This window comes from Nonomuraea turkmeniaca (assembly GCF_005889735.1).
GTDB lineage: Bacteria > Actinomycetota > Actinomycetes > Streptosporangiales > Streptosporangiaceae > Nonomuraea > Nonomuraea turkmeniaca.
The window spans coordinates 1-18,765 of the sequence record NZ_VCKY01000211.1; the positions used below are offsets into that span (position 1 = coordinate 1).

At 71.0% G+C, this 18,765-nt stretch carries 18 protein-coding genes; 6 read left to right on the forward strand and 12 right to left on the reverse strand.

Features of this window, described 5'->3' with window-relative positions:
- Nucleotides 1–52: 52 nt before the first annotated feature.
- Nucleotides 53–793, reverse strand: a complete 741-nt coding sequence (locus ETD86_RS41585; protein WP_138672136.1) for an isocitrate lyase/PEP mutase family protein — start codon at nt 791–793, stop codon at nt 53–55.
- A gap of 76 nt (nt 794–869) precedes the next feature.
- Nucleotides 870–1,433, reverse strand: coding sequence for a hypothetical protein (locus tag ETD86_RS41590; RefSeq protein WP_138672137.1), 564 nt, complete (start codon nt 1,431–1,433; stop codon nt 870–872).
- Nucleotides 1,434–1,781: 348 nt separating this feature from the next.
- Here ETD86_RS41590 and ETD86_RS41595 point away from each other — a divergent pair, with 348 nt between their 5' ends.
- Entirely contained in the window at nt 1,782–2,120 is a 339-nt protein-coding gene (locus ETD86_RS41595; RefSeq protein WP_138672138.1) for a hypothetical protein, read from the forward strand.
- A 45-nt stretch (nt 2,121–2,165) separates the two neighbouring features.
- Here ETD86_RS41595 and ETD86_RS41600 read toward each other — a convergent pair whose 3' ends face one another.
- From ETD86_RS41600 to ETD86_RS41610, 3 genes are read right to left on the reverse strand one after another with little or no spacing between them, the layout of a single operon-like run.
- Entirely contained in the window at nt 2,166–2,492 is a 327-nt protein-coding gene (locus tag ETD86_RS41600) for a PepSY domain-containing protein (RefSeq protein ID WP_138672139.1), read from the reverse strand.
- Nucleotides 2,493–2,527: 35 nt separating this feature from the next.
- Nucleotides 2,528–3,766 carry a sensor histidine kinase gene (locus ETD86_RS41605; protein ID WP_138672140.1) on the reverse strand — a complete coding sequence of 413 codons (1,239 nt, stop codon included), beginning with the start codon at nt 3,764–3,766 and terminating at the stop codon, nt 2,528–2,530.
- The gene (locus tag ETD86_RS41610) at nt 3,763–4,440 is read right to left on the reverse strand and encodes a response regulator transcription factor (protein ID WP_138672141.1); all 678 of its coding nucleotides are present in this window, start codon (nt 4,438–4,440) and stop codon (nt 3,763–3,765) included. Before ETD86_RS41610 ends, ETD86_RS41605 begins: the two co-directional genes overlap by 4 nt.
- A gap of 93 nt (nt 4,441–4,533) precedes the next feature.
- Between ETD86_RS41610 and ETD86_RS41615 the strand changes: the two genes are divergently transcribed.
- Nucleotides 4,534–4,947 carry a hypothetical protein gene (locus ETD86_RS41615; protein ID WP_138672142.1) on the forward strand — a complete coding sequence of 138 codons (414 nt, stop codon included), beginning with the start codon at nt 4,534–4,536 and terminating at the stop codon, nt 4,945–4,947.
- Nucleotides 4,948–4,956: 9 nt separating this feature from the next.
- On the opposite strand, the gene ETD86_RS41620 is transcribed toward ETD86_RS41615, so the two are convergent.
- The 7 genes from ETD86_RS41620 to aceB form a co-directional block, all read right to left on the reverse strand.
- The gene (locus ETD86_RS41620) at nt 4,957–6,870 is read right to left on the reverse strand and encodes a hypothetical protein (RefSeq protein ID WP_138672143.1); all 1,914 of its coding nucleotides are present in this window, start codon (nt 6,868–6,870) and stop codon (nt 4,957–4,959) included.
- Between the two features lie 55 nt (nt 6,871–6,925).
- Nucleotides 6,926–7,138 (reverse strand): DUF2277 domain-containing protein, encoded by a 213-nt coding sequence (locus ETD86_RS41625; protein ID WP_138672144.1) that lies wholly within the window; start codon nt 7,136–7,138, stop codon nt 6,926–6,928.
- A gap of 23 nt (nt 7,139–7,161) precedes the next feature.
- Nucleotides 7,162–7,899 (reverse strand): IclR family transcriptional regulator, encoded by a 738-nt coding sequence (locus ETD86_RS41630; RefSeq protein WP_425465690.1) that lies wholly within the window; start codon nt 7,897–7,899, stop codon nt 7,162–7,164.
- Nucleotides 7,900–7,960: 61 nt separating this feature from the next.
- Nucleotides 7,961–9,163, reverse strand: a complete 1,203-nt coding sequence (locus tag ETD86_RS41635) for a (Fe-S)-binding protein (RefSeq protein ID WP_138672146.1) — start codon at nt 9,161–9,163, stop codon at nt 7,961–7,963.
- A 1-nt stretch (nt 9,164) separates the two neighbouring features.
- Complete coding sequence (locus ETD86_RS41640; protein ID WP_138672147.1) at nt 9,165–10,364, reverse strand: FAD-binding oxidoreductase; 1,200 nt, start codon at nt 10,362–10,364, stop codon at nt 9,165–9,167.
- Entirely contained in the window at nt 10,364–11,800 is a 1,437-nt protein-coding gene (locus ETD86_RS41645; protein WP_138672153.1) for an FAD-linked oxidase C-terminal domain-containing protein, read from the reverse strand. The genes ETD86_RS41640 and ETD86_RS41645 overlap by 1 nt, the downstream gene beginning before the upstream one ends.
- A 27-nt stretch (nt 11,801–11,827) precedes the next feature.
- Nucleotides 11,828–13,405, reverse strand: coding sequence for a malate synthase A (gene aceB, locus ETD86_RS41650; protein WP_138672148.1), 1,578 nt, complete (start codon nt 13,403–13,405; stop codon nt 11,828–11,830).
- 167 nt (nt 13,406–13,572) lie between these two features.
- On the opposite strand from aceB, the gene ETD86_RS41655 reads away from it, so the two are divergent.
- The 4 genes from ETD86_RS41655 (at nt 13,573) to ETD86_RS41670 (ending at nt 18,550) form a co-directional block, all read left to right on the forward strand.
- Nucleotides 13,573–14,265: a DUF4097 family beta strand repeat-containing protein gene (locus ETD86_RS41655; RefSeq protein WP_138672149.1), complete on the forward strand. Its 693-nt coding sequence runs from the start codon at nt 13,573–13,575 to the stop codon at nt 14,263–14,265.
- Between the two features lie 84 nt (nt 14,266–14,349).
- Nucleotides 14,350–15,753: a GTPase HflX gene (hflX, locus tag ETD86_RS41660; protein WP_246149055.1), complete on the forward strand. Its 1,404-nt coding sequence runs from the start codon at nt 14,350–14,352 to the stop codon at nt 15,751–15,753.
- Nucleotides 15,754–16,283: 530 nt separating this feature from the next.
- The gene (gene hutI / locus ETD86_RS41665; RefSeq protein ID WP_138672151.1) at nt 16,284–17,492 is read left to right on the forward strand and encodes an imidazolonepropionase; all 1,209 of its coding nucleotides are present in this window, start codon (nt 16,284–16,286) and stop codon (nt 17,490–17,492) included.
- 32 nt (nt 17,493–17,524) lie between these two features.
- A complete protein-coding gene (locus tag ETD86_RS41670; protein WP_138672152.1) occupies nt 17,525–18,550 on the forward strand; it encodes a DegV family protein in 1,026 nt (341 codons plus the stop codon).
- Nucleotides 18,551–18,765: the final 215 nt, after the last annotated feature.

The following is an 18,765-nucleotide window of genomic DNA, read 5'->3' on the forward strand; positions in this document are numbered from 1 at the left end:
CCCCCTGCCGGGACCCCTCCGCGCCCCTGCCCTGGCCGGTGGCGGCAGCTCGTCAGTAAGGGCTCTGCCCGTCCCGCACCTTCGCGAACAGGCTCTTGGCGTAGGCGTGGGCCGCCTGGTGCAGACCGCCCCCGAAGCTGATCCTGGCCACCCCCAGCTCGGCCAGCCGCCCGAGCGACGGCGTGCCCAACCTGAAGAGGATGTTGACCGGCCCGCCGACCTCGCCCACCAGCGCCTGGATCCCATCCTCGTCGGCGAGCGTGATCGGGTACACGCAGTCGGCGCCCGCCTCCAGGTAGAGGCGCCCGCGCTCGACCGCCTCCTCCCGCGAGGTCCGGCCGTGAAGGTACGTGTCGACTCGCGCGTTGATCACCAGAGCTCGCCCGGCGGCCGCCCGGACCTCGGCCAGGAACTCCGCCTGGGCAGCCGCGTCGACCAGCTCGCCGGTGCGGGGGTCGGTGTCCTCCAGGTTGCAGCCCACGGCGCCGGTGGCGGCGAGCCGTTCCACCAGTTCGACGGGCTTGAGGCCGTAGCCGCGCTCCACGTCGGCCGTGACGGGCACGTCCACCACCCTGGCGATGCGGGCGACGGCGGCCAGCATCTCACCTGCCGGCGTGCCCTCGCCGTCCGCGTACCCGAGCACCTTCGCGACGGCGGCGCTGCCGGTGGCGACCGCCGCGAAACCGGCCTCCTGGACGGCGCGCGCGGAGGCGGCGTCCCAGACGTTGGGCAGGACCACGGGGCGCCCGGGCACGTGCAGCCCACGCAGCACCCTCGCCTTGTCAGTCGTCATGCGACGACTCTATGGAACGGAGTGGCTCCCGCCGTAGGTCCAGTGCGGCCCATTAACGGCAAGCCACTTCAAGCTTTCAGCAGCCGCTCGAGGCGCACTGTCCGGCGACCTCGCCTGCCGGGCCGTCCGCCGGGGTGTCGCCGGCCGGCGCCTGCGGCGCCTTGGTGGGGGAGGACGTCGAGGGGCTCTTGCCGGTGCCGGTCTGCGTCGTGCCACGCGAGGGATCGGTGCGGGTCGAGGAATCCGCGCCGGTGTCCGCGCCGGTGTCCGCGGCCGGGTCGCCGCCGGTGTCGGTGTCGGCGTCGCCCATGCCGCCGTCGTCGGGCAGGCCGTCGTCGGGAGCGTCGGTGGTGACGTCACCCATGGTGGCGTCGTCGTCCTGGAAGTTCGGGTCGGCGCTCTGGGAGGGCGCGGGCCCGCCGGTGCCCTGCTGCGAGGCGGGGGTGGTGGGGTTCGCCGCCAGCATGTAGCCGACGCCGCCCGCCGCGAGCACGGCGACGAGCGCCGAAGCGGCGATGGCGATGGTCTTCTTCTTGTTCTTCGGAGGCTCGCCGCCGCGGCCTTCGCTCCTTTGGGCCAGGCGGACATCGCCCGGCCCGGAGAGGATCTCCGGACGATCCGGCGCGCTCGGATCTTGCATGGTGGCACAACTCCCTGCGGTCGTATCGGGAAAGCTCGCCGGCTTCCGCGGGTGATGGACCACACTAGCCGCAACAGAGGAATGCTCGCACACCAATCACAAAGGAATCACGACTTGTCCCCGCTTAGATCTATTCCTGCAGGTAGTCGCAGCCGCCTGCCGTCCATGGCCGGAGCGGCCGGAGTCCTCGTCACCGCGGTCCTGGGAATATTCCTGGCATTCACCGGATCCCAGGAACGGTCCGCGCAAAGAACTCCGGGAATGGTTGAGGAAACGCAGCTTTCCGTAAGATCGAATTCACCGTCCGCTACTTCGCCGATCTCCCATATGACATTGATCGCATCACCCATGCTCATTCATGGAACGTTCCAGACGTCCGTGCCCGCCCCGGTCCCGTGGTTCCGGGAGGTGCCGGCGCCTGGCGCGGTGGTCCCCTCACTCACCCACAGGCCCGCGGGGACCTGGCTGCCGCAGCGGTCGGCGGCTCCTCGGACGCCCCTCCCCGAGCGCTCCAAGGCTCCCCGTAGCGTCGGCTCGCCCACGCCGCAGGCGCCTCCCCGGGAGCGGGCGGAGCCCGAACCCGAGCGGCCACCCACGTTCGGCGGTGGCATGGCCGACCCCTGCGCCACCTTCCACGACTTCCGCAGGCAGCCCTGCTACAGCTTCCTGAACCGCCTCGCCAAATAGGGCCCGCCACCGATGACGGTGGCGGGCCCCGCACAGTGCCGGGGATCAGTCGTCGTCACCGTCGCGGTCGTCGTCGGCCTGCTTCGTCCCGTGCTCAGTGACCTTGCCGGTGGCCGCGTCGACGTCCACCTCGTGGCGGACCGAGCCCTTGGTCAGCTCGATCTCCCACGTGTCCGGCCGCGTACCGCGCCGGTCGTAGTCGAGTTCGCTGACCCAGGCGCCGGGCACCGCCTTGTGCGCGATCTCCATGGCCTTCTCCGCCGTGACCTTCGGCGCGGCGGCCGTGGTGGCGGCGAATGCGGCCGCGCCTCCGCCCGCGACAAGTGCGACGACGCCGGTGCCGACAACGATGAGCTTCTTCGTGATTCGCATGACTCCACAACACCCTGGTCGCGGGTAACCGCGCGCTAAGCAGTGGTTAAGAGCACCTCTACGCACGCCCCGCCGCCGGGAGGCGACGAAACGGTCAGCCGGCCACCGGACGACTCGGCCGTACGCCGAGCGATGTCGAGCCCGAGCCCGGTCGAGCCGCCCCCGCTGTTCCCGCGCTCCAGCAGCGCCGGATCGAACCCGGGCCCCGTGTCCTCGACCGCCAGCAGCGCCCCGGACGGACCCGGCGCCAGCCGTACGGACATCGCGGCGCCTTCAGGCGTGTGCGCGAAGACGTTGCCCAGCAGCGCGTCCACGCACGCCGCCAGGTCCTCGGCCCCCACCGCGACCGGCAGCGGGCCGGAGGGAAGCGAGAGCGCCACCTCACGCCCCTGGTCCTCGGCCAGCACCGACCAGAACCGCACCCGCTCGCGTACCACCGCGGCCGCGTCACATGACCCGCGCCCGGTCGTGCGCCGCCGCGCCTCCGTGATCACCGCGCTCACGGCCCGCTCCAAGGCGTCCACCCGGGCCTGCACCCGTGCCGCCTCCTCGGGGTCGCGCAAGGACTCGGCGTCCAGCCGGAGCCCCGTCAGCGGAGTACGCAGCCGGTGCGACAGGTCCGCCACCGACTCCCGCTCGGCCGCCAGCAGCTCGTCGATCCGCCCGGCCAGATGGTTGAGCGCCAGCGCCACCGAGCGCACCTCGGGAGGCCCGCCCGGCTCGGCCCGGGCGGTCAGATCGCCGCCCGCCAGCCGGTGCGAAACCCGCGCCAGCCCGTCCACCGGCCGGGTCACGGCCAGCGCCAGCCGGTCGGCCAGCACGATCCCCAGCACCACGAGCGCGAGACCGAGCACCAGCAACGCCGCCCACGCCTCGCGCACACCCCGCGTCAGCTCCGCGTCCGGCACGAACACCCTGATCACCGCCGTGCCCTCGGGCGACTGCCCCGAGACCAGCACCTCCCTGCCTCCGGCGGTGGCGGCGGTCACGCTGCGCCCGGTCGCGGCCAGGCGCACAGCGTCAGAACGTGGGGCCGCGGCGCCGACCGTACGCCCGTCGGGCAGGAACACGGTCACGGGACGCGCCACCTGCTGCACCGTCAGCTCCAGGTCGGGCGTGCCGACCGCGACCGCCACCGACTCGGCGGCGGCGGTGGCCCGGCTCATCGCGCCGTTCTCGGCCACCGCCCGGATCAGCAGCGCCATCGGCACCAGCAACGCGATCAGGACGAGGGATGTCGTCGCCGCCACCAGCAGCGCCAGCCACCGCCTCATGCCGGCTCGACCAGCTTGACCCCGACGCCGCGTACCGAGTGCAGATAGCGCGGCTCGGCGGCGGTCTCGCCGAGCTTCCTGCGCAGCCACGACAGGTGCACGTCGACGGTCTTGTCCGCGCCCCCGTACGGAAGCTGCCACACCTCGGTCAGCAGCTCCCGCTTGGTGACCACCTCGCCGGGCCGGGCGGCGAGATAGTGCAGCACGTCGAACTCGCGCGGCGTCAGATCCAGCGGCGTGCCGTCCAGCGTGGCGGTACGCGCCCGCGGGTCCACCCGCAACGTCCCCACCGCCAGCGGCTCCGGCGCCGACCCGCCCGCCCGCCGCAGCACGGCCCGGACCCGCGCGTCCAGCTGCGCCGCGCTGTACGGCTTCACCACATAGTCGTCGGCCCCCGCGTCCAGCACGGGCACCATCTCGGCGTCGCCGTCGCGCGCCGTGGCCACGATGACCGGCACCCGGCTGACCGCCCGCAACATCCGCAGCAGCTCCACCCCGTCCAGGTCGGGCAGCCCCAGGTCGAGCACGATGAGGTCGGGCCGATCCTGTACGGCCAGCCGCAGCCCGTCCAGCGCCGTCGGCGAGGAGGAGACGGCATGGCCCAGCTCCCGCAGCCCCCGGCCGAGCGCCGTACGGATCGCCACGTCGTCCTCGATGAGCAGGATGTCAGCCATGTACATGAACGTAGACGTTCATTGATGGTGCCTTGGGTGCCCTTAGCGTTCCCTTAACCCGGCCTTAGCGTGACATGGGGGAAGGTGAGGGCGATGAAGAGACTCGTACTGGCCTGGGCCGTGACGGCCGTGGCCGCCACCGGAGCGTCCCTGGCGGTGCTCGGCCTGCTCGGCACCGGGGTCACCGGGACCTCCAGTCGCGTGCTCAGCCAGGAGGACGCCCGCGCGGCCCTGGCCACCGCCGGCCCGCGCGCCGTCACCACCCCGGCAGGAACGCCCGCGCAGGGGCAGCAGGGCAAGCTGATCCGCAGCGCGGGCGGCACCGTGATCGCTTCCTGCAGCGGCGAGCAGGTCGTGCTGCGCTCGTGGAGCCCGGCCCAGGGCTACTCCGTGGACGGCGTCGAGCCGGGTCCCGCCCCTGAGGCCACGGTCGAGTTCGAGCCGGACGAGGGCGAGGACGTCGAGCTGAAGATCGTCTGTGCGGGGGGAAGTCCCGTCACGCGCTGACGGCGGCGTTCAGGTCTCCGCGCTCAGCGCCGCCTTCGTCAGCTCGGCCTGCCGCCTGATCTGCCCCATGATGATGGGGTTGACGCCCTTGGCTGCGAACGTGGTGACCATCTTGTCCATCACCGCGTTCGCCCGCTGGAGGTCCCCCTGCCTGGCCTGGGCCCGGGCGAGGCGGCGCATCACCATGTTGAGGGTGATGTTGTCGATGGTCGCCTCCTGCGCGACCTGGGTCAGGTGCTCGATGCCCTGCTTGGGGTCCGGCGGGCGCACGTGCAGCCGTTTGCCCGCCGTCAGCGCCTTGAACTCGCTCTCGGCGTTCAGGCCCTTCACCATCCGGGCGTACGTGGACAGGTGGTGGTCGCCGTACCTGTCGATCACCTCGTCCAGCGCCAGGTTGCCCGACCGCAGCGCCGGCGAGTCGGAGCCGAGCAGCGAGAACAGCTTGCCCTGCTCCTCGCCCAGCATCAGCTCCGCCACCTGATGATCGTCGCGGGTGACCGGGAAACGCACCCTGACCAGGCAGGCGGGGGAGACGATGCGGGAGCCGTCGGCGGCGATGTACTGGGCGCGGACCTGGTACTCGCCGGGCTGCTGGAAGTAGTGCCCGTCGTGGCCGTGCCCGATGTACGCGCTGCGGTACAAGGCCGGGTTGCCCGCGTCCAGCCGGATGTCCGGCGAGGTGTCCACGCAGTGGCGGATCATCGGCCGGTACAACACGGTCCTGCCACCCGGCTGCGTGATCGACACCTGCGTGAACTCCGTGTCCGGGTGCAGGTGGCCGTGGGTGACGCGGGGCTCGCCGGCGCAGGAGAGCTTGAGCTCGACCACGACGGGCTCGCCCAGTTCGAACGACTCCTTGGCGCGCAGCTCCAGGCGCAGCCCGGAATGGTCCTCGACCGGCTGCTCGAACGGCTCGATCTCGGCCGCCCCGGTGCCGAACGCGTTCGCGCCCATGGCCACGTCACGGAAGAAGCCGTGGCGCAGGTGCACCAGCTCGGGGTCCGTGAACTGGAAGGGGAAGGCGGCCCAGTAGCCCTGCTCGCCACCGGGCCTGAAGTTCTGCACGTAGTTCATCCACGACAGATCCCCGAAACCGCCGTCCGGGCCGAGTGGCTGGGGCGGCGTGGCGAGGTTCTTCTGCCAGGAATGGAGCAGGTTGAAGGCGTGCCCTAACTCATGGACATACGTCCGGAGCTGCGCGCGTTGAGCCTGCGGCGAGTCGCCCTTGATCGCGTCGTAGAAGACGGCCGCCCCCTGTCGCTGGTGGCCGTCGTTGTAGTCGAACATGATGCCCCGGTAGCCGCCGACGTGCTTGCTGGCCACCAGCAGCCACACCCGCCACGCCGGCGCGTCCCCGAACGTGCTGAACTGCTGCGTCATCGCGTGGTGCAACTCGGCGTCGTTCCACGCCAGGTCCGCCCCCGACCCGTCCACCGGGATCACCCCCGGTTGCGCCAGGGTCAGTTCGATGCCGGCCTCCGCGTACGCGGCGCTCACGCTCAGCTCTCTGGCGGGCGACCCGCTCGGGGCGGGCAGCGACCCCGTCCGGTACGACACGAGCGGCACCGTGCCCGTCACCGAGTCCTGCTCCAGCAGCACCCGCCGGAAGTACGGCGAGGCGAACGACAGCTGGAAGGTACGCCCCGCCAGCGCCGCCGTCCCCGACCCGTCGGTGATCGTCACGCTCACGTCCTTGTCCGGCGTGCCGAACGTGAACACCCCGCGCCCGTCGATCCGGGCCTCGGCGCCCTCGGCACGCACGGCGGGGGCGTTGACCACGAACGAGCCGACGTACGAGGTCGTCGCGCCCGCCACGGCGAACAGGTCGCCGCTCACCCGCCCGGTGGGTCTGGTCCCGTCGACGTCGACGCGGAGCGCCAGCCGCGAGTCGCCGTCCTGCCCCTCGTACAACCCGCTGATCATGGCAGCTCCTGGGGGAATCGTCAGGGATTACATCGTCCCCCGCCAGGAGAGCCTGTCAACGAGATCCGCGAACTTGGAGCGCCCCGAGGAGCTCCTCCGACGCCTTGGTGATCGTCTCCACGGCCCGGTCGAACGCCTCGGCGTTGTGCGCCGCGGGCGCGCGGAAGCCGGAGATCTTCCTGACGTACTGCAGCGCGGCCGCCCGCACGTCCTCCTCGGTCACGCTCTCGGTGAACGGGGGTCGCAAGGTCTTGATGCTCCTACACATGCCTCAACGGTAGCCCTGAGTCGCTAAGCCGGAGGACTGAGCTCGTTGCCGAAGTCGAGGGCGATCTTGCGAAGCCCCTCGGCCAGTTCGTCGCGGTCCCGCGCGTCGATGCGCTCGGCCGGCCCCGACACCGACATCGCGGCCACCACCCGGTTCCCGTCCCAGACCGGCACGGCCAGGCAGTGCACGCCCAGCTCCTCCTCGCCGAGGTCCATGGCGTACCCGCGGGTCCGCACGACGTTGAGCTCGGCGAGCATGGCGGTGACGTCGATGATCGTGTTGGGGGTGCGGCGCGGCATGCCGGTCCGCTCGAACACCGCGACCGCGTCACCGTCGGGCCGCGCCGCCAGCAGCACCTTGCCCACGGCGGTGCTGTGCGGCAGCACCCGCCGGCCGACCTCGGCGAACATGCGCAGTCTGCGCGGCGAGGGCACCTGCGCGACGTAGACGACGAAGTCTCCCTCGAGCACGGCCAGGTTCGCGGTCTCGCCGGAGAACTCGACCATCTTGGTCAGGTACGGCTGCGCCCAGACGCCGACCATGCTCTCCGCGATGCCGCCGAGCCGCACCAGGCCGCCGCCCAGGGCGTAACGCCGGTCCGATTCCTGGCGCACGTACCCGCGCGCGAGCAGGGTCTGCAGCAGCCGGTGGATGGTCCCGTACGGCAGCCCGGTCCTGGCCGCGATCTCCGACAGGCCGGCCTCGCCACCGTGCGCGGCCAGCGCCTCCAGCACGTCGAGCGCCCGCTCGACCGACTGCACACTCACAGGCCCTCCTTCGCCGGTCCTGTGAGCACACTGCTGGGCCCATGGGTTCGCTCCCTCACAGACCCACCCCGCGCAGCGAGGCGTCCAGCACCTGGGCGGTGTGCGCCACCCTGATCTCCGCGCCGGCCCGGCGCATGGCGGCGGCGATCTGCATGGTGCACCCAGGGTTGGCGGAGACCAGCAGCTCGGCCCCGGTCGTGCCGACCATCTCCGCCTTCCTGTCGCCCAGGTCGCGGGCGGCCTGCGGCTGGAAGATGTTGTAGGTGCCCGCCGAGCCGCAGCAGATGGCCGACTCGGGGATCTCGCGCAGGTCCAGGTCGGGGATGCCCATCAGCAACTCCCGCGGCTGGGCGCGCACGCCCTGGGCGTGGGCCAGGTGGCAGGCGTCGTGGTAGGCGACGGTGAGCGGCAGCGGATGCCGCTTGGCCACGGGCCCCAGCTCGGTCAGGAACTCCGACAGGTCACGCACCTTGAAACCGGGCTCGCGGCCGAGCAACTCGGCGTACTCCTTCATGGAGGAGCCGCAGCCGGCCGCGTTCACCACGACGGTGTCCACCCCGGCCTGCTCGAACGTCCTGACCGTGCGTCGCGCCAGCCGCCTTGCCTGGTCGTCGCGCCCGGAGTGCACGCTGAGCGCCCCGCAGCAGCCCTGTCCCGGCGGGATGATCACGTCACAGCCCTCCAGCGCGAGCACACGCGCGGTGGCCGCGTTCACCTGAGGGAAGAACTCGCCCTGCACGCAGCCGGTGAGCATGCCGACCACGCCCCGTCGCTCGCCTCTGGCCCGGACCACGCGCGGCAGCCGCTGCCGCCGCTCCACGTGCGGCGCCAGCGCGGCCATGGCCCCGAGGCCCGGGTGCACGCGGGTGAGGAAGGGAGCCATCCGCTCGGCCAGCCGCATCCCCGGCCGCAGCAGCCGCAGCCTGCGCGGATAGGGGAACAGCGAGAACACGATGCCGCGCACGGCACGCTCCTGCGGGTCGCGTACGTGCTCCCGCTCGACCTCCACCCTGGTCTGCTCGATCAGCCGGTCGTACTGGACCCCGGACGGGCAGGCTGTCACGCACGCCATGCACCCCAGACAAGCATCGAAATGACCGGCCATCTCCGGTGTGATCGGCGTGCCCTCGACGTGCTGCTTCATCAGATGGATGCGCCCGCGCGGCGAGTCCATCTCCTCGCCCCACAACGTGTACGTCGGACACGTCGGCAGGCAGAACCCGCAGTGCACACAGTCGTTGATCAGTTTCGGGTCCATTTCAGATCCCTCCCACGAACCGGCCAGGAGACATCCTGCGCCCGGGATCGAACTGCTCCTTGACCCGCCGCATCAGCGGCAGCCCGCTCACCTGCCCCCACCGGTCGACGCTCTCGTACGGGCAGGCCAGCACGTTCACCCGCCCGCCTGCGGCCTCCACCCGCTCCCGCAGCCCGGACACGGCCGCGGCCAGCTCGGGCTCACCGATCGCCCCCCACGACTCCAGCACCACCCGGCCCGACAGCGCCGAGCCCCGCAGCGACAGCCCGGTGCCCGCCACCGCGTCCAGCACGGCCCGCGTGCCCGTGGCCGGGAAGCGTACCTCGACCAGCACCTCGTCGTTCGAGATCAGCCCCCACCACGACGGCGGCGCATCGGTCACCGAGCCCCTGCCGACCAGCCCGCGCACCACCTCCGCCCTGGACTCGGCCGCCCCGCCCTCGACCAGCACGGCCAGGGTCAGCGGCCCGCCGGGATCCGCCCAGTCCATCTCGGCGGCGCTCGGCTCGGCCTGCGAGGCGGCCAGCGCCGCGGCGATCGGCGGCAGCTCGTCGCGATCGAGCTGCGCCACCACCCAGCGGCGGTCAGGGGCCAGCGGATGCAGGCGGAACGTGGCCTCCGCGATGACGCCCAGCGTGCCGTACGAGCCGGTGAAGAGCTTGCCGAGGTCGTAGCCCGCGACGTTCTTGACCACTCTGCCACCCGAACGCGCGACCGTCCCGTCGGGCAGCACCACCGTGATGCCGATGAGCAGGTCGCGGGCGATGCCGTAGCGGAACGCGCGTGGCCCGGCGGTCGCGGCGGCCAGCGTGCCGCCGACCGTCGTGTCCTCGGCGAACGGCACGTCCAGCGCCAGCTCCTGCCCCTTGCCCGCGAGCACGGCGGCCAGGGCGTCCATCGTCACCCCGGCCTGCGCCCGCACCACGAGGTCGCCGGCCGCGTGTTCCAGGATCTCGTTCATGCAGCACATGTCGAGCAGCACGTCGCACCGCTCGGGCGGCGGCGCCCAGTGCAGCTTGGTGCCGCCCCCGGCCGGGACCACCGCCAGGTCCCGCTCGGCGCAGGCACGCAGCACGGCCGCGATCTCCTCGACCGTCTCGGGCAACGCCACCCAGCGCGGCTCGACCCCGCTGACGGCGTCGTCCGCGCCCGCCTCCCTGACGGTCACCCCAGCGTCCGACCCAACCTCAGACCCCAGCATCAGAACTGCTCCGCCTTCCCCGACTCCACCAGGGGATGCACGCCCTTGCGCACGCCCGGCGCCTCCCCGCACAACCGCGGCGTGGGGAACACCTTGCCCGGGTTGGACAGCCCCCGCGGGTCGAACGCGCACCGGACCAGCTGCATCGTGTCCAGGTCCGCCTCGCTGAACATCCTCGGCATGTACCGGCTCTTGTCCACGCCGACGCCGTGCTCGCCGGTGATCGAGCCGCCGTGCTCGATGCACAGGTCCAGGATCGCGCCGGAGACCACCTCCGCCCGCTCGCCCGCGCCCGGCTCGGCGTCGTCGAACAACACCAGCGGATGCAGGTTGCCGTCACCGGCGTGGAAGACGTTGGCCACCCTGATCCCGTGCTCGGCCGACAGCCGGTCGATGGCGGCCAGCACGCTGGGCAGCGAGGTGCGCGGCACCACGCCGTCCTGCACGATGTACGCCGGGCTGATGCGGCCCACCGCCGCGAACGCGGACTTGCGCCCCTTCCAGATCGCCGCCCGTTCGGCGGGATCGGCCGCCACGCGTAGCTCGAACGCCCCCGAGCAGATCTCGGTGAGCTGCGCGAACTGCCGCTCGACCTCCGCCTGGGGCCCGTCCAGCTCCACGATCAGCACGGCCCCCGCCCCCTCCGGGTAGCGGCAGGCCACCGCCGCCTCGGCCGCCTCGATGGCCAGGGCGTCCATCATCTCGATCGCGGCCGGCACGATGCCCGCCCCGATGATCGCCGACACCGCCTGGCCGCCCTGTTCGATGCTCTCGAACGCGGCCAGCACCGTGGTCACGGTCTGCGGGGCGCGGCTGAGCCGTACCGTGATCTTGGTGGCGATGCCCAGCGTGCCCTCCGAGCCGACGAACGCGCCCAGCAGGTCGTAGCCGGGGTCCATGCGGTCGAGCGTCACCAGGTCGCCGTCCGGGGTGACGATCTCGCAGGCTTCGACGTGGTTGACGGTGAAGCCGTACTTGAGGCAGTGGGCGCCGCCGGAGTTCTCCGCCACGTTGCCGCCGATCGAGCAGACCTGCTGGCTGGAGGGGTCGGGGGCGTAGTAGTAACCCCGGTCGCGCACGGCCTCGGTGATGGCCAGGTTGGTGACGCCCGGCTCCACGACCGCCCTGTGGTCGTCCAGGTCGATCTCCAGGATCCTGCGCATCTTCGAGGTGACGATCAGCACGCCGTCCTCGCGCGGCAGCGCGCCGCCCGACAGGCCCGTCCCCGAGCCCCTGGCCACGAACGGCACGCCGAAGTCGTTGCACAGGCGGACCACCCGGGCGACCTGCTCGGCCGTGCCAGGCAACACGACCACGCCCGGGGTCGCCCGGTGGTAGGTCAGGCCGTCACACTCGTAGGTGCGCAGGCGTACCGGATCGGTGATCACGGAGTCGTGGGGCAGCAGCGATCGCAGGCCCGCCACCAGCGTGTCCAGCACACGATCACCTCCGTTTCCGATTATTCACGGCATCCGGGCGTAGGCGGGAAGAGTCAGGAACTCGGCGAAGTCGTCGTCCAGCGCCACTTCCTTGAACAGCGCGGTGGCCTGGTCGAACAACGCCTCGTCGTATCCCGGCTCCGCGGCGATCTGGGCGAGCTCCTCGGCGATGATCCGCTCGACCAGCTCCTTGGTCACCTGCTCGCCGGTGTCCGCGAGGACGATGTCGTTGTGGATCCACTGCCAGATCTGCGAGCGCGAGATCTCGGCCGTGGCGGCGTCCTCCATGAGGTTGTGGATCGCCACCGCGCCCAGCCCGCCCATCCAGGCGGCCAGGTAACGCAGCGCCACGTCCACGTTGCTACGCAGACCCGTCTCGGTGATCTCGCCGGGCGTCTCGGAGACGGCCAGCAGGTCGGCCGCCGTCACGCTGACGTCCTCGCGCAACCGGTCGAGCTGGTTGGGCCGCGAGCCCAGCACCCCGTCGAACACCTCCCGGCAGATCGGCACCAGGTCCGGGTGCGCCACCCACGACCCGTCGAACCCGTCGCCCGACTCGCGCGTCTTGTCCGCCCGCACCTTCTCCAGCGCCACGGCGTTGACCTCAGGGTCCCTGCGCGATGGGATGAACGCCGCCATCCCGCCGATGGCGTGCGCGCCGCGCTTGTGGCAGGTGCGCACCAGCAGCTCGGTGTACGCGCGCATGAACGGGGCCGTCATCGTGACCGCGTTCCGCTCGGGCAGGAGGAACTCGCGGCCCCTCGTGCGGAACTTCTTGATCACGCTGAACAGGTAGTCCCAGCGGCCCGCGTTGAGCCCGGCCGAGTGGTCGCGCAGCTCGTAGAGGATCTCCTCCATCTCGAACGCGGCGGGGTAGGTCTCGATGAGCACGGTGGCCCTGATGGTGCCGTGCGGGATGCCGAGCAGCGCCTGCGCGCGGGTGAAGACGTCGTTCCAGAGCCGTGCCTCCAGGTGCGACTCGATCTTGGGCAGGTAGAAGTACGGGCCCTTGCCCTTGTCGATCTGCCGCTGGGCGCAGTGGAAGAAATAGAGCGCGAAGTCGAACAGCGACCCCGACACCGGCTGCCCGTCCACGGTGGCGTGCTTCTCGTCCAGGTGCCAACCGCGCGGGCGCACCACGACCGTGGCCAGCTCGTCGTCCGGCCTGAGCGCGTACGCCTTGCCGCCGGTCTCGAAGTCGATCGTGCGGTCGAGCGCGTCCCGCAGGTTGAGGTGGCCGGCCACGCAGTTCTCCCAGAGCGGGGAGTTGGCGTCCTCGAAGTCGGCCAGCCACACCTTGGCGCCGGAGTTGAGCGCGTTGATGGTCATCTTCTTGTCGACGGGCCCGGTGATCTCGACCCGGCGGTCCTCCAGGCCGGGCGCCGGTGGCGCAACCTGCCAGTCGGCCTCCCTGATCTCCTTGGTCTCGGGGAGGAAGTCGAGTATGCCGCCGTTCGAGAGCTCGGCCTGCCGCGACTGGCGGGCCTCCAGCAGCTCCAGCCGCCTGGCGCCGAACTCCCGCTGCAGAGCCGCCACGAAATCGAGCGCCTCCGGCGTGAGGATCTCGTCGAACCGGTCGAGCATCGGGCCGGTGATCTCCATGGGACCTCTTTTCGCTCGGGTTTCCGCTCCGTGGAAAATCACTTCTGGATTGTGGAAGTGAAGCTACTCCCATCCTGCTTCCCGGGTCAAAGGTGGGGTACGCCTCGGGGTGTCTTGGGGGGCATCCCGGATGGGATCGGGGACCTGAAGGCGAGAGGATTCTCGACATGAAGACGATTGCGATCGCGGGCGGGCTGCTGGCCTCAGCGGTGCTGCTGACGGGGTGCGGGCTCGGCGACATCGGCGGCCCCACGAACCAGGACACGACGTCCTATGAGGTGGCGAACAAGGTCACCAAGCTGCAGCTGGAAAGCCACGCCGGCGACACCGTCCTCACGGAGACCGGCGGCACGGCCGTCCGCGTCATCGAGAAGCTCCGCTGGCGGGGCGACAGCAAGCCCAAGCCCGAGCACAAGGTCGAGGGCGGCGTGTTGTTCGTGACGTACACGTGCCCGACGAACTGGGGCAGCTGCGGCGTCGACTACGAGATCGAGGTCCCGAAGGGGCTGACGGTCGACCTCGACAGCGGCTCGGGCAACATCACGCTCCGGGCCCTGACCGGGGACATCGACGTGCACGTCGGCTCCGGCGACGTGGACGCCTCGGACCTGGCGGGCAAGAAGGTGATCGCCGAGGCCGGGTCGGGGAACGTCAAGCTCAAGTACACGACGGCGCCGGTCAGCGCCCAGCTGAAGGCCGGGTCGGGGGACATCGTGCTCAACGTCCCCGACGGGCCTTACGACGTGAAGACGGAGACGGGATCCGGCGACGCGACCGTCTCGGTCAAGGACGACGGCTCCTCGCCGAACAAGATCTCCCTGTCCGCGGGCTCCGGCAACGTGAGCGTTCTGCCCGGATAACTCAGGTGCTTACCCAGGGGATGTCTGTCACCATCGTGGGAAGACATCGGGGTGTCCAGACGTTCCCTCATAGAGATGACACGAATGCACGAAAACATCACGCTCGAGACCGGCGATTTCGACCTTGAGGAGCGCCAGGCGCTCCGCCGAGTGGCAGGTCTGTCCACCGAACTCCAGGACATTTCCGAAGTCGAATACCGGCAACTACGGCTCGAGCGGGTCGTCCTCGTCGGCGTCTGGACCTCGGGCACCGCGGAGGACGCGGAAAATTCCCTGCTCGAACTCAAGCTCCTGGCCGAGACGGCCGGGTCGCAGGTGCTCGACGGGCTCATCCAGCGCCGGCAGAAGCCGGACCCGGCCACGTACATCGGCTCGGGCAAGGCACTGGAGCTGCGTGACGTGGTCGAGTCCCACGGCGCCGACACCGTGATCTGCGACGGCGAGCTGACCCCCGGCCAGCTCCGCCAGCTCGAGGAGACGGTCAAGGTCAAGGTGATCGACCGTACGGCGCTGATCCTCGACATCTTCGCCCAGCACGCCAAGAGCCGTGAGGGCAAGGCGCAGGTCGAGCTCGCGCAGCTGCAATACCTGCTGCCCCGCCTGCGCGGCTGGGGCGGCAACCTGTCCAGGCAGGTCGGCGGCCGGGCCGCGGGCGGCGTCGGCATCGGTGGCCGTGGCCCCGGTGAGACCAAGATCGAGCTGGACCGCCGCCGCATCCGCGAGCGGATGGCGAAGCTGCGCCGCCAGATCGGCGGCATGTCCACCTCCCGCGAGACCATGCGTTACCAGCGCCAGCGGCGCGAGGTCCCGGCCGTGGCCATCGCCGGCTACACCAACGCCGGCAAGTCCTCGCTGCTCAACCGGATCACCGGCGCGGGCGTGCTGGTGGAGGACGCGCTGTTCGCCACCCTCGACCCGACCGTGCGCCGGGCGCGCACGCCGGAAGGCAGGCTGTTCACCATCGCCGACACCGTCGGCTTCGTGCGCCACCTGCCGCACCAGCTGGTCGAGGCGTTCCGCTCCACGCTGGAGGAGGTCGCCGACGCCGACCTGATCCTGCACGTGGTCGACGGCTCGCACCCCGACCCCGAGGGTCAGCTGGCGGCGGTGCGCGAGGTGCTCGCCGACATCGACGGCGCCGGAGACATCCGCGAGATCGTCGTGATCAACAAGGCCGACGCGGCCGATCCTGACGTGATCGACCGGATTCTGCGGCGTGAGCGGGACAGCATCGTGGTGTCGGCGCGGACGGGCAAGGGCATTCCCGAGCTGATCGCGCTCATCGAACGCGAGCTGCCCAGGCTGGACCATGAGGTGCACCTGCTGGTGCCGTACGAGCGGGGCGATCTGATCTCGCGGGCCCACAAGGAGGGCGAAGTCCTCTCCGTGGACCATGTGGAGGACGGCACGATCCTGCACGCGCGCGTGCTGCCCAGCCTGTTCCAGGAGCTGGAGCGGGCGGGCAAGCCGGTCGAGCGCGTCTTTTGACGATTCCGGTGGGCGGGTCCGCCGTGCTGCGGTACGGTGGGGCCGCCCGGCACGGGTGACGCCGTCGGCAGCCAGCCGCGACACATCACGGCACGGTTGGGCAGCACTTGCCGCAAAGCGCGCAGAGCTGCCCAAAAGCGGCAGTGGTCCCTGAACCCCGGGTATTGCTAGGATTAGCCAGACCTAACGTAGGTCTGGCTTTCTGGGTGTGGGTTCTGGGTTTCAGATGATGACTCTTGGTGTCGAAGTCGTCAGCGGGGGCCGAGCGAACGAGACGGGGCTGGGTGGCGGTTGGGATCTGTGGTCTTTCTTCCGAATAACCCTGTACACCAGCCCAACATGTGAAATAACGTAACTGAACTGAAATCGCCGGATCATGGCTCTGGCGGTACGGTCACCGCACAACCCGACGCGGATGAGAGCAGGAGACCCCCCATGTCGTCCGGACCCGGAGCGGACTCAGTGGGCGCGGCACAGGCCGTGCGCTGTGCTCCGTGCTCGCGTGGGGGCTCGCGCAGGGCGGTGATGCGGTGACCGTTCGGCTCCTGACCAACATCGGCCGCCTCTGGACCGGCAACGAGGTCCTCAGCAACGCGGCCATCCTCGTGCACAACGACCGCATCGCGTGGGTCGGGCGAGCCCCCGATCTGCCGCAGAGCGTCCCCGGGGTCGTCGACGACATCGTCGACGTCGACCACGTCGAAAACCTCGGCGGCGCGCTGGTCACCCCCGGCCTCATCGACGCCCACACGCACCCCGTCTACGCCGGCAACCGCTACGCCGAGCTCGCCATCCGCACCGGCGGCTCCAGCGCCGCCTCGATCACCGCTGCGGGCGGCGGCGTGGGCTCCACCGTCACCGTGACCCGCGGCACCGACCCGTGGACGCTCTGCAACGGCGTACGCGAGCGGCTGCGCGGGTGGCTGCTCAGCGGCACCACCACCGTCGAGGCCAAGACCGGCTACCACCTCACGCGCGACGGCGAGCTGGCCGACGTGCGGCTCCTGCGCGAGCTGGAGAAAGAGCCGATGATGCCGCGCGTGCACGTCACGTTCCTCGCGGCGCACGTCGTTCCGCCCGAATACTTCGGCCGCCAGCGCGAATACGTCGAGGCCGTGGGCGCCTGGTGCGCCGACGCGGCCGCGGCCGGCGCCGACAGCGTCGACGTCTACTGCGACGAGGGCCACTTCACCACCGAGGAATCCCGCTGGGTCCTCGCCTCCGGCCGCAACGTCGGCCTGCTGCCGCGCATCCACGCCGGCATCTTCAGCCGCCGCGGCGCCGTCCAACTGGCCGCCGAGCTCGGCTGCGCCTCCGCCGACGGCCTGCACCACATGTCGGACGAAGACATCGCGATCATGTCCCGGTACGGCGTGCCCGCGGTGGTCTGCCCCGCCACGGCCCTCCAGCGCGGCCACCTGCCGCCGGTCCGCCAGATGATCAAGCACGGCGTGCAGATCGCGCTCGGCAGCGACCACAACCCCGGCTACTGCGGCATCACGTCGATGTCGCTGGTGATCGCCATGGCGGTGTCGGCGTTCGGGATGAGCGTCAACGACGCGCTCCGCGCGGCCACCCTCGGTGGCGCCACCGTGCTGGGCGCTCCGGACCGCGGCGTGCTGGCGCCGGGGCGGCTGGCGGACATCGTGCAGTGGGACGCCGACCACGAGGGTGCCTTCGCCTGGTCCTTCGGCCTCAAGCCGCGCCGCGTGTGGCGGGGCGGAACGCCGGTCCAGTAACCGATTCAGGGCCGACTGGCTAATCTCGGCATATGCCGCCCACCACCATTGCCGTCGTCACGGATTCAAGTGCGTACCTGCCTTCGGTGGCGGGTGTCACGGTCGTGCCGTTGCAGGTGATCGTGCGGGGCACGCCGTACGACGAGGGCTCTTACGGCGGCGGGACGCCGGATCGTGCGGAGCCGGGCGGCGCGAATCCCGGGGCACGGCGTGCCGCGGGCACTGGGGGCTCCGCGGGCTCTGCGGGTTCCGGGAGCTCTGCGGGTTCCGGGAGCTTTGCGGGTTCCGGGGGCTCTGCGGGTTCCGGGGGCTCTGCGGGTTCCGGGAGCTCCGCGGGGGATTCTCGGGATCTCGGACTCTCCGTGGGCGATCTCGCCTACACCGCCACCTCCCGCCCTTCCCCGGCCAGCTTCTCCGCCTGCTATGCGTCCCTGGTCGCAGCTGGCGCGACAGGGGTGGTCTCAATCCACCTATCCAACGAAATGTCGGGCACTGTCGAATCGGCCAGATTAGCCGCCCGCGACGCCCCCGTTCCCGTGGAAGTGATCGACAGCCGTTCGATCGCGATGGGCCTCGGCTACCCGGTGCTGGCCGCCGCGCGCGCCGCCACCCTGGAGGGTGCGTCGCTGGAGTCGGTGACCTCCGCCGCCCGCCGCTGCGCCGAGTCCACCCGGACGTTCTTCTACATCGACACGCTCGAATACCTGCGGCGCAGCGGCCGCATCGGCGCCGCCGCCTCCGTGCTCGGCTCCGCCCTCATGATCAAGCCGCTGCTTCACATCGTGGACGGCCAGATCTCCTTGCTGGAGAAGGTCCGCACTCCCGCGCGCGCCATCGCCCGCCTGGAGGACCTGGCCGTGCAGGCGGCCGGCGAGGGTCCGGTGGAGGTGGCGGTCCAGCACCTGGCGGCAAGATCCCGAGCCGAAGCTCTCGCGGAACACCTGCCGAAACGTGTGCCCGGCCTGGTGGACCTGCGGGTGGTGGAGCTGGGTCCGGTGATCGGCGCCCACGTGGGGCCAGGAATGCTCGGACTGACCATCACACCCTGCGACATGTAGCCACGGCGGGCCCTCCAACCGCCCCCTGACCCCTCTGTCCACAGACCTATCCCGCATTACCTCCACTGTCCCCAGAACGCCGCTCGGGCCCGCACAGCGGCCGCTGGACGCCTACCTTCTCTTGCGTGCGAACGCCTGATCCGACCGCAGAGCGCGCCATAGCCGAGTCCCGGCTACGGTCGATCATGACCCCTGCCCGCCGCCCCCGCCGGCTC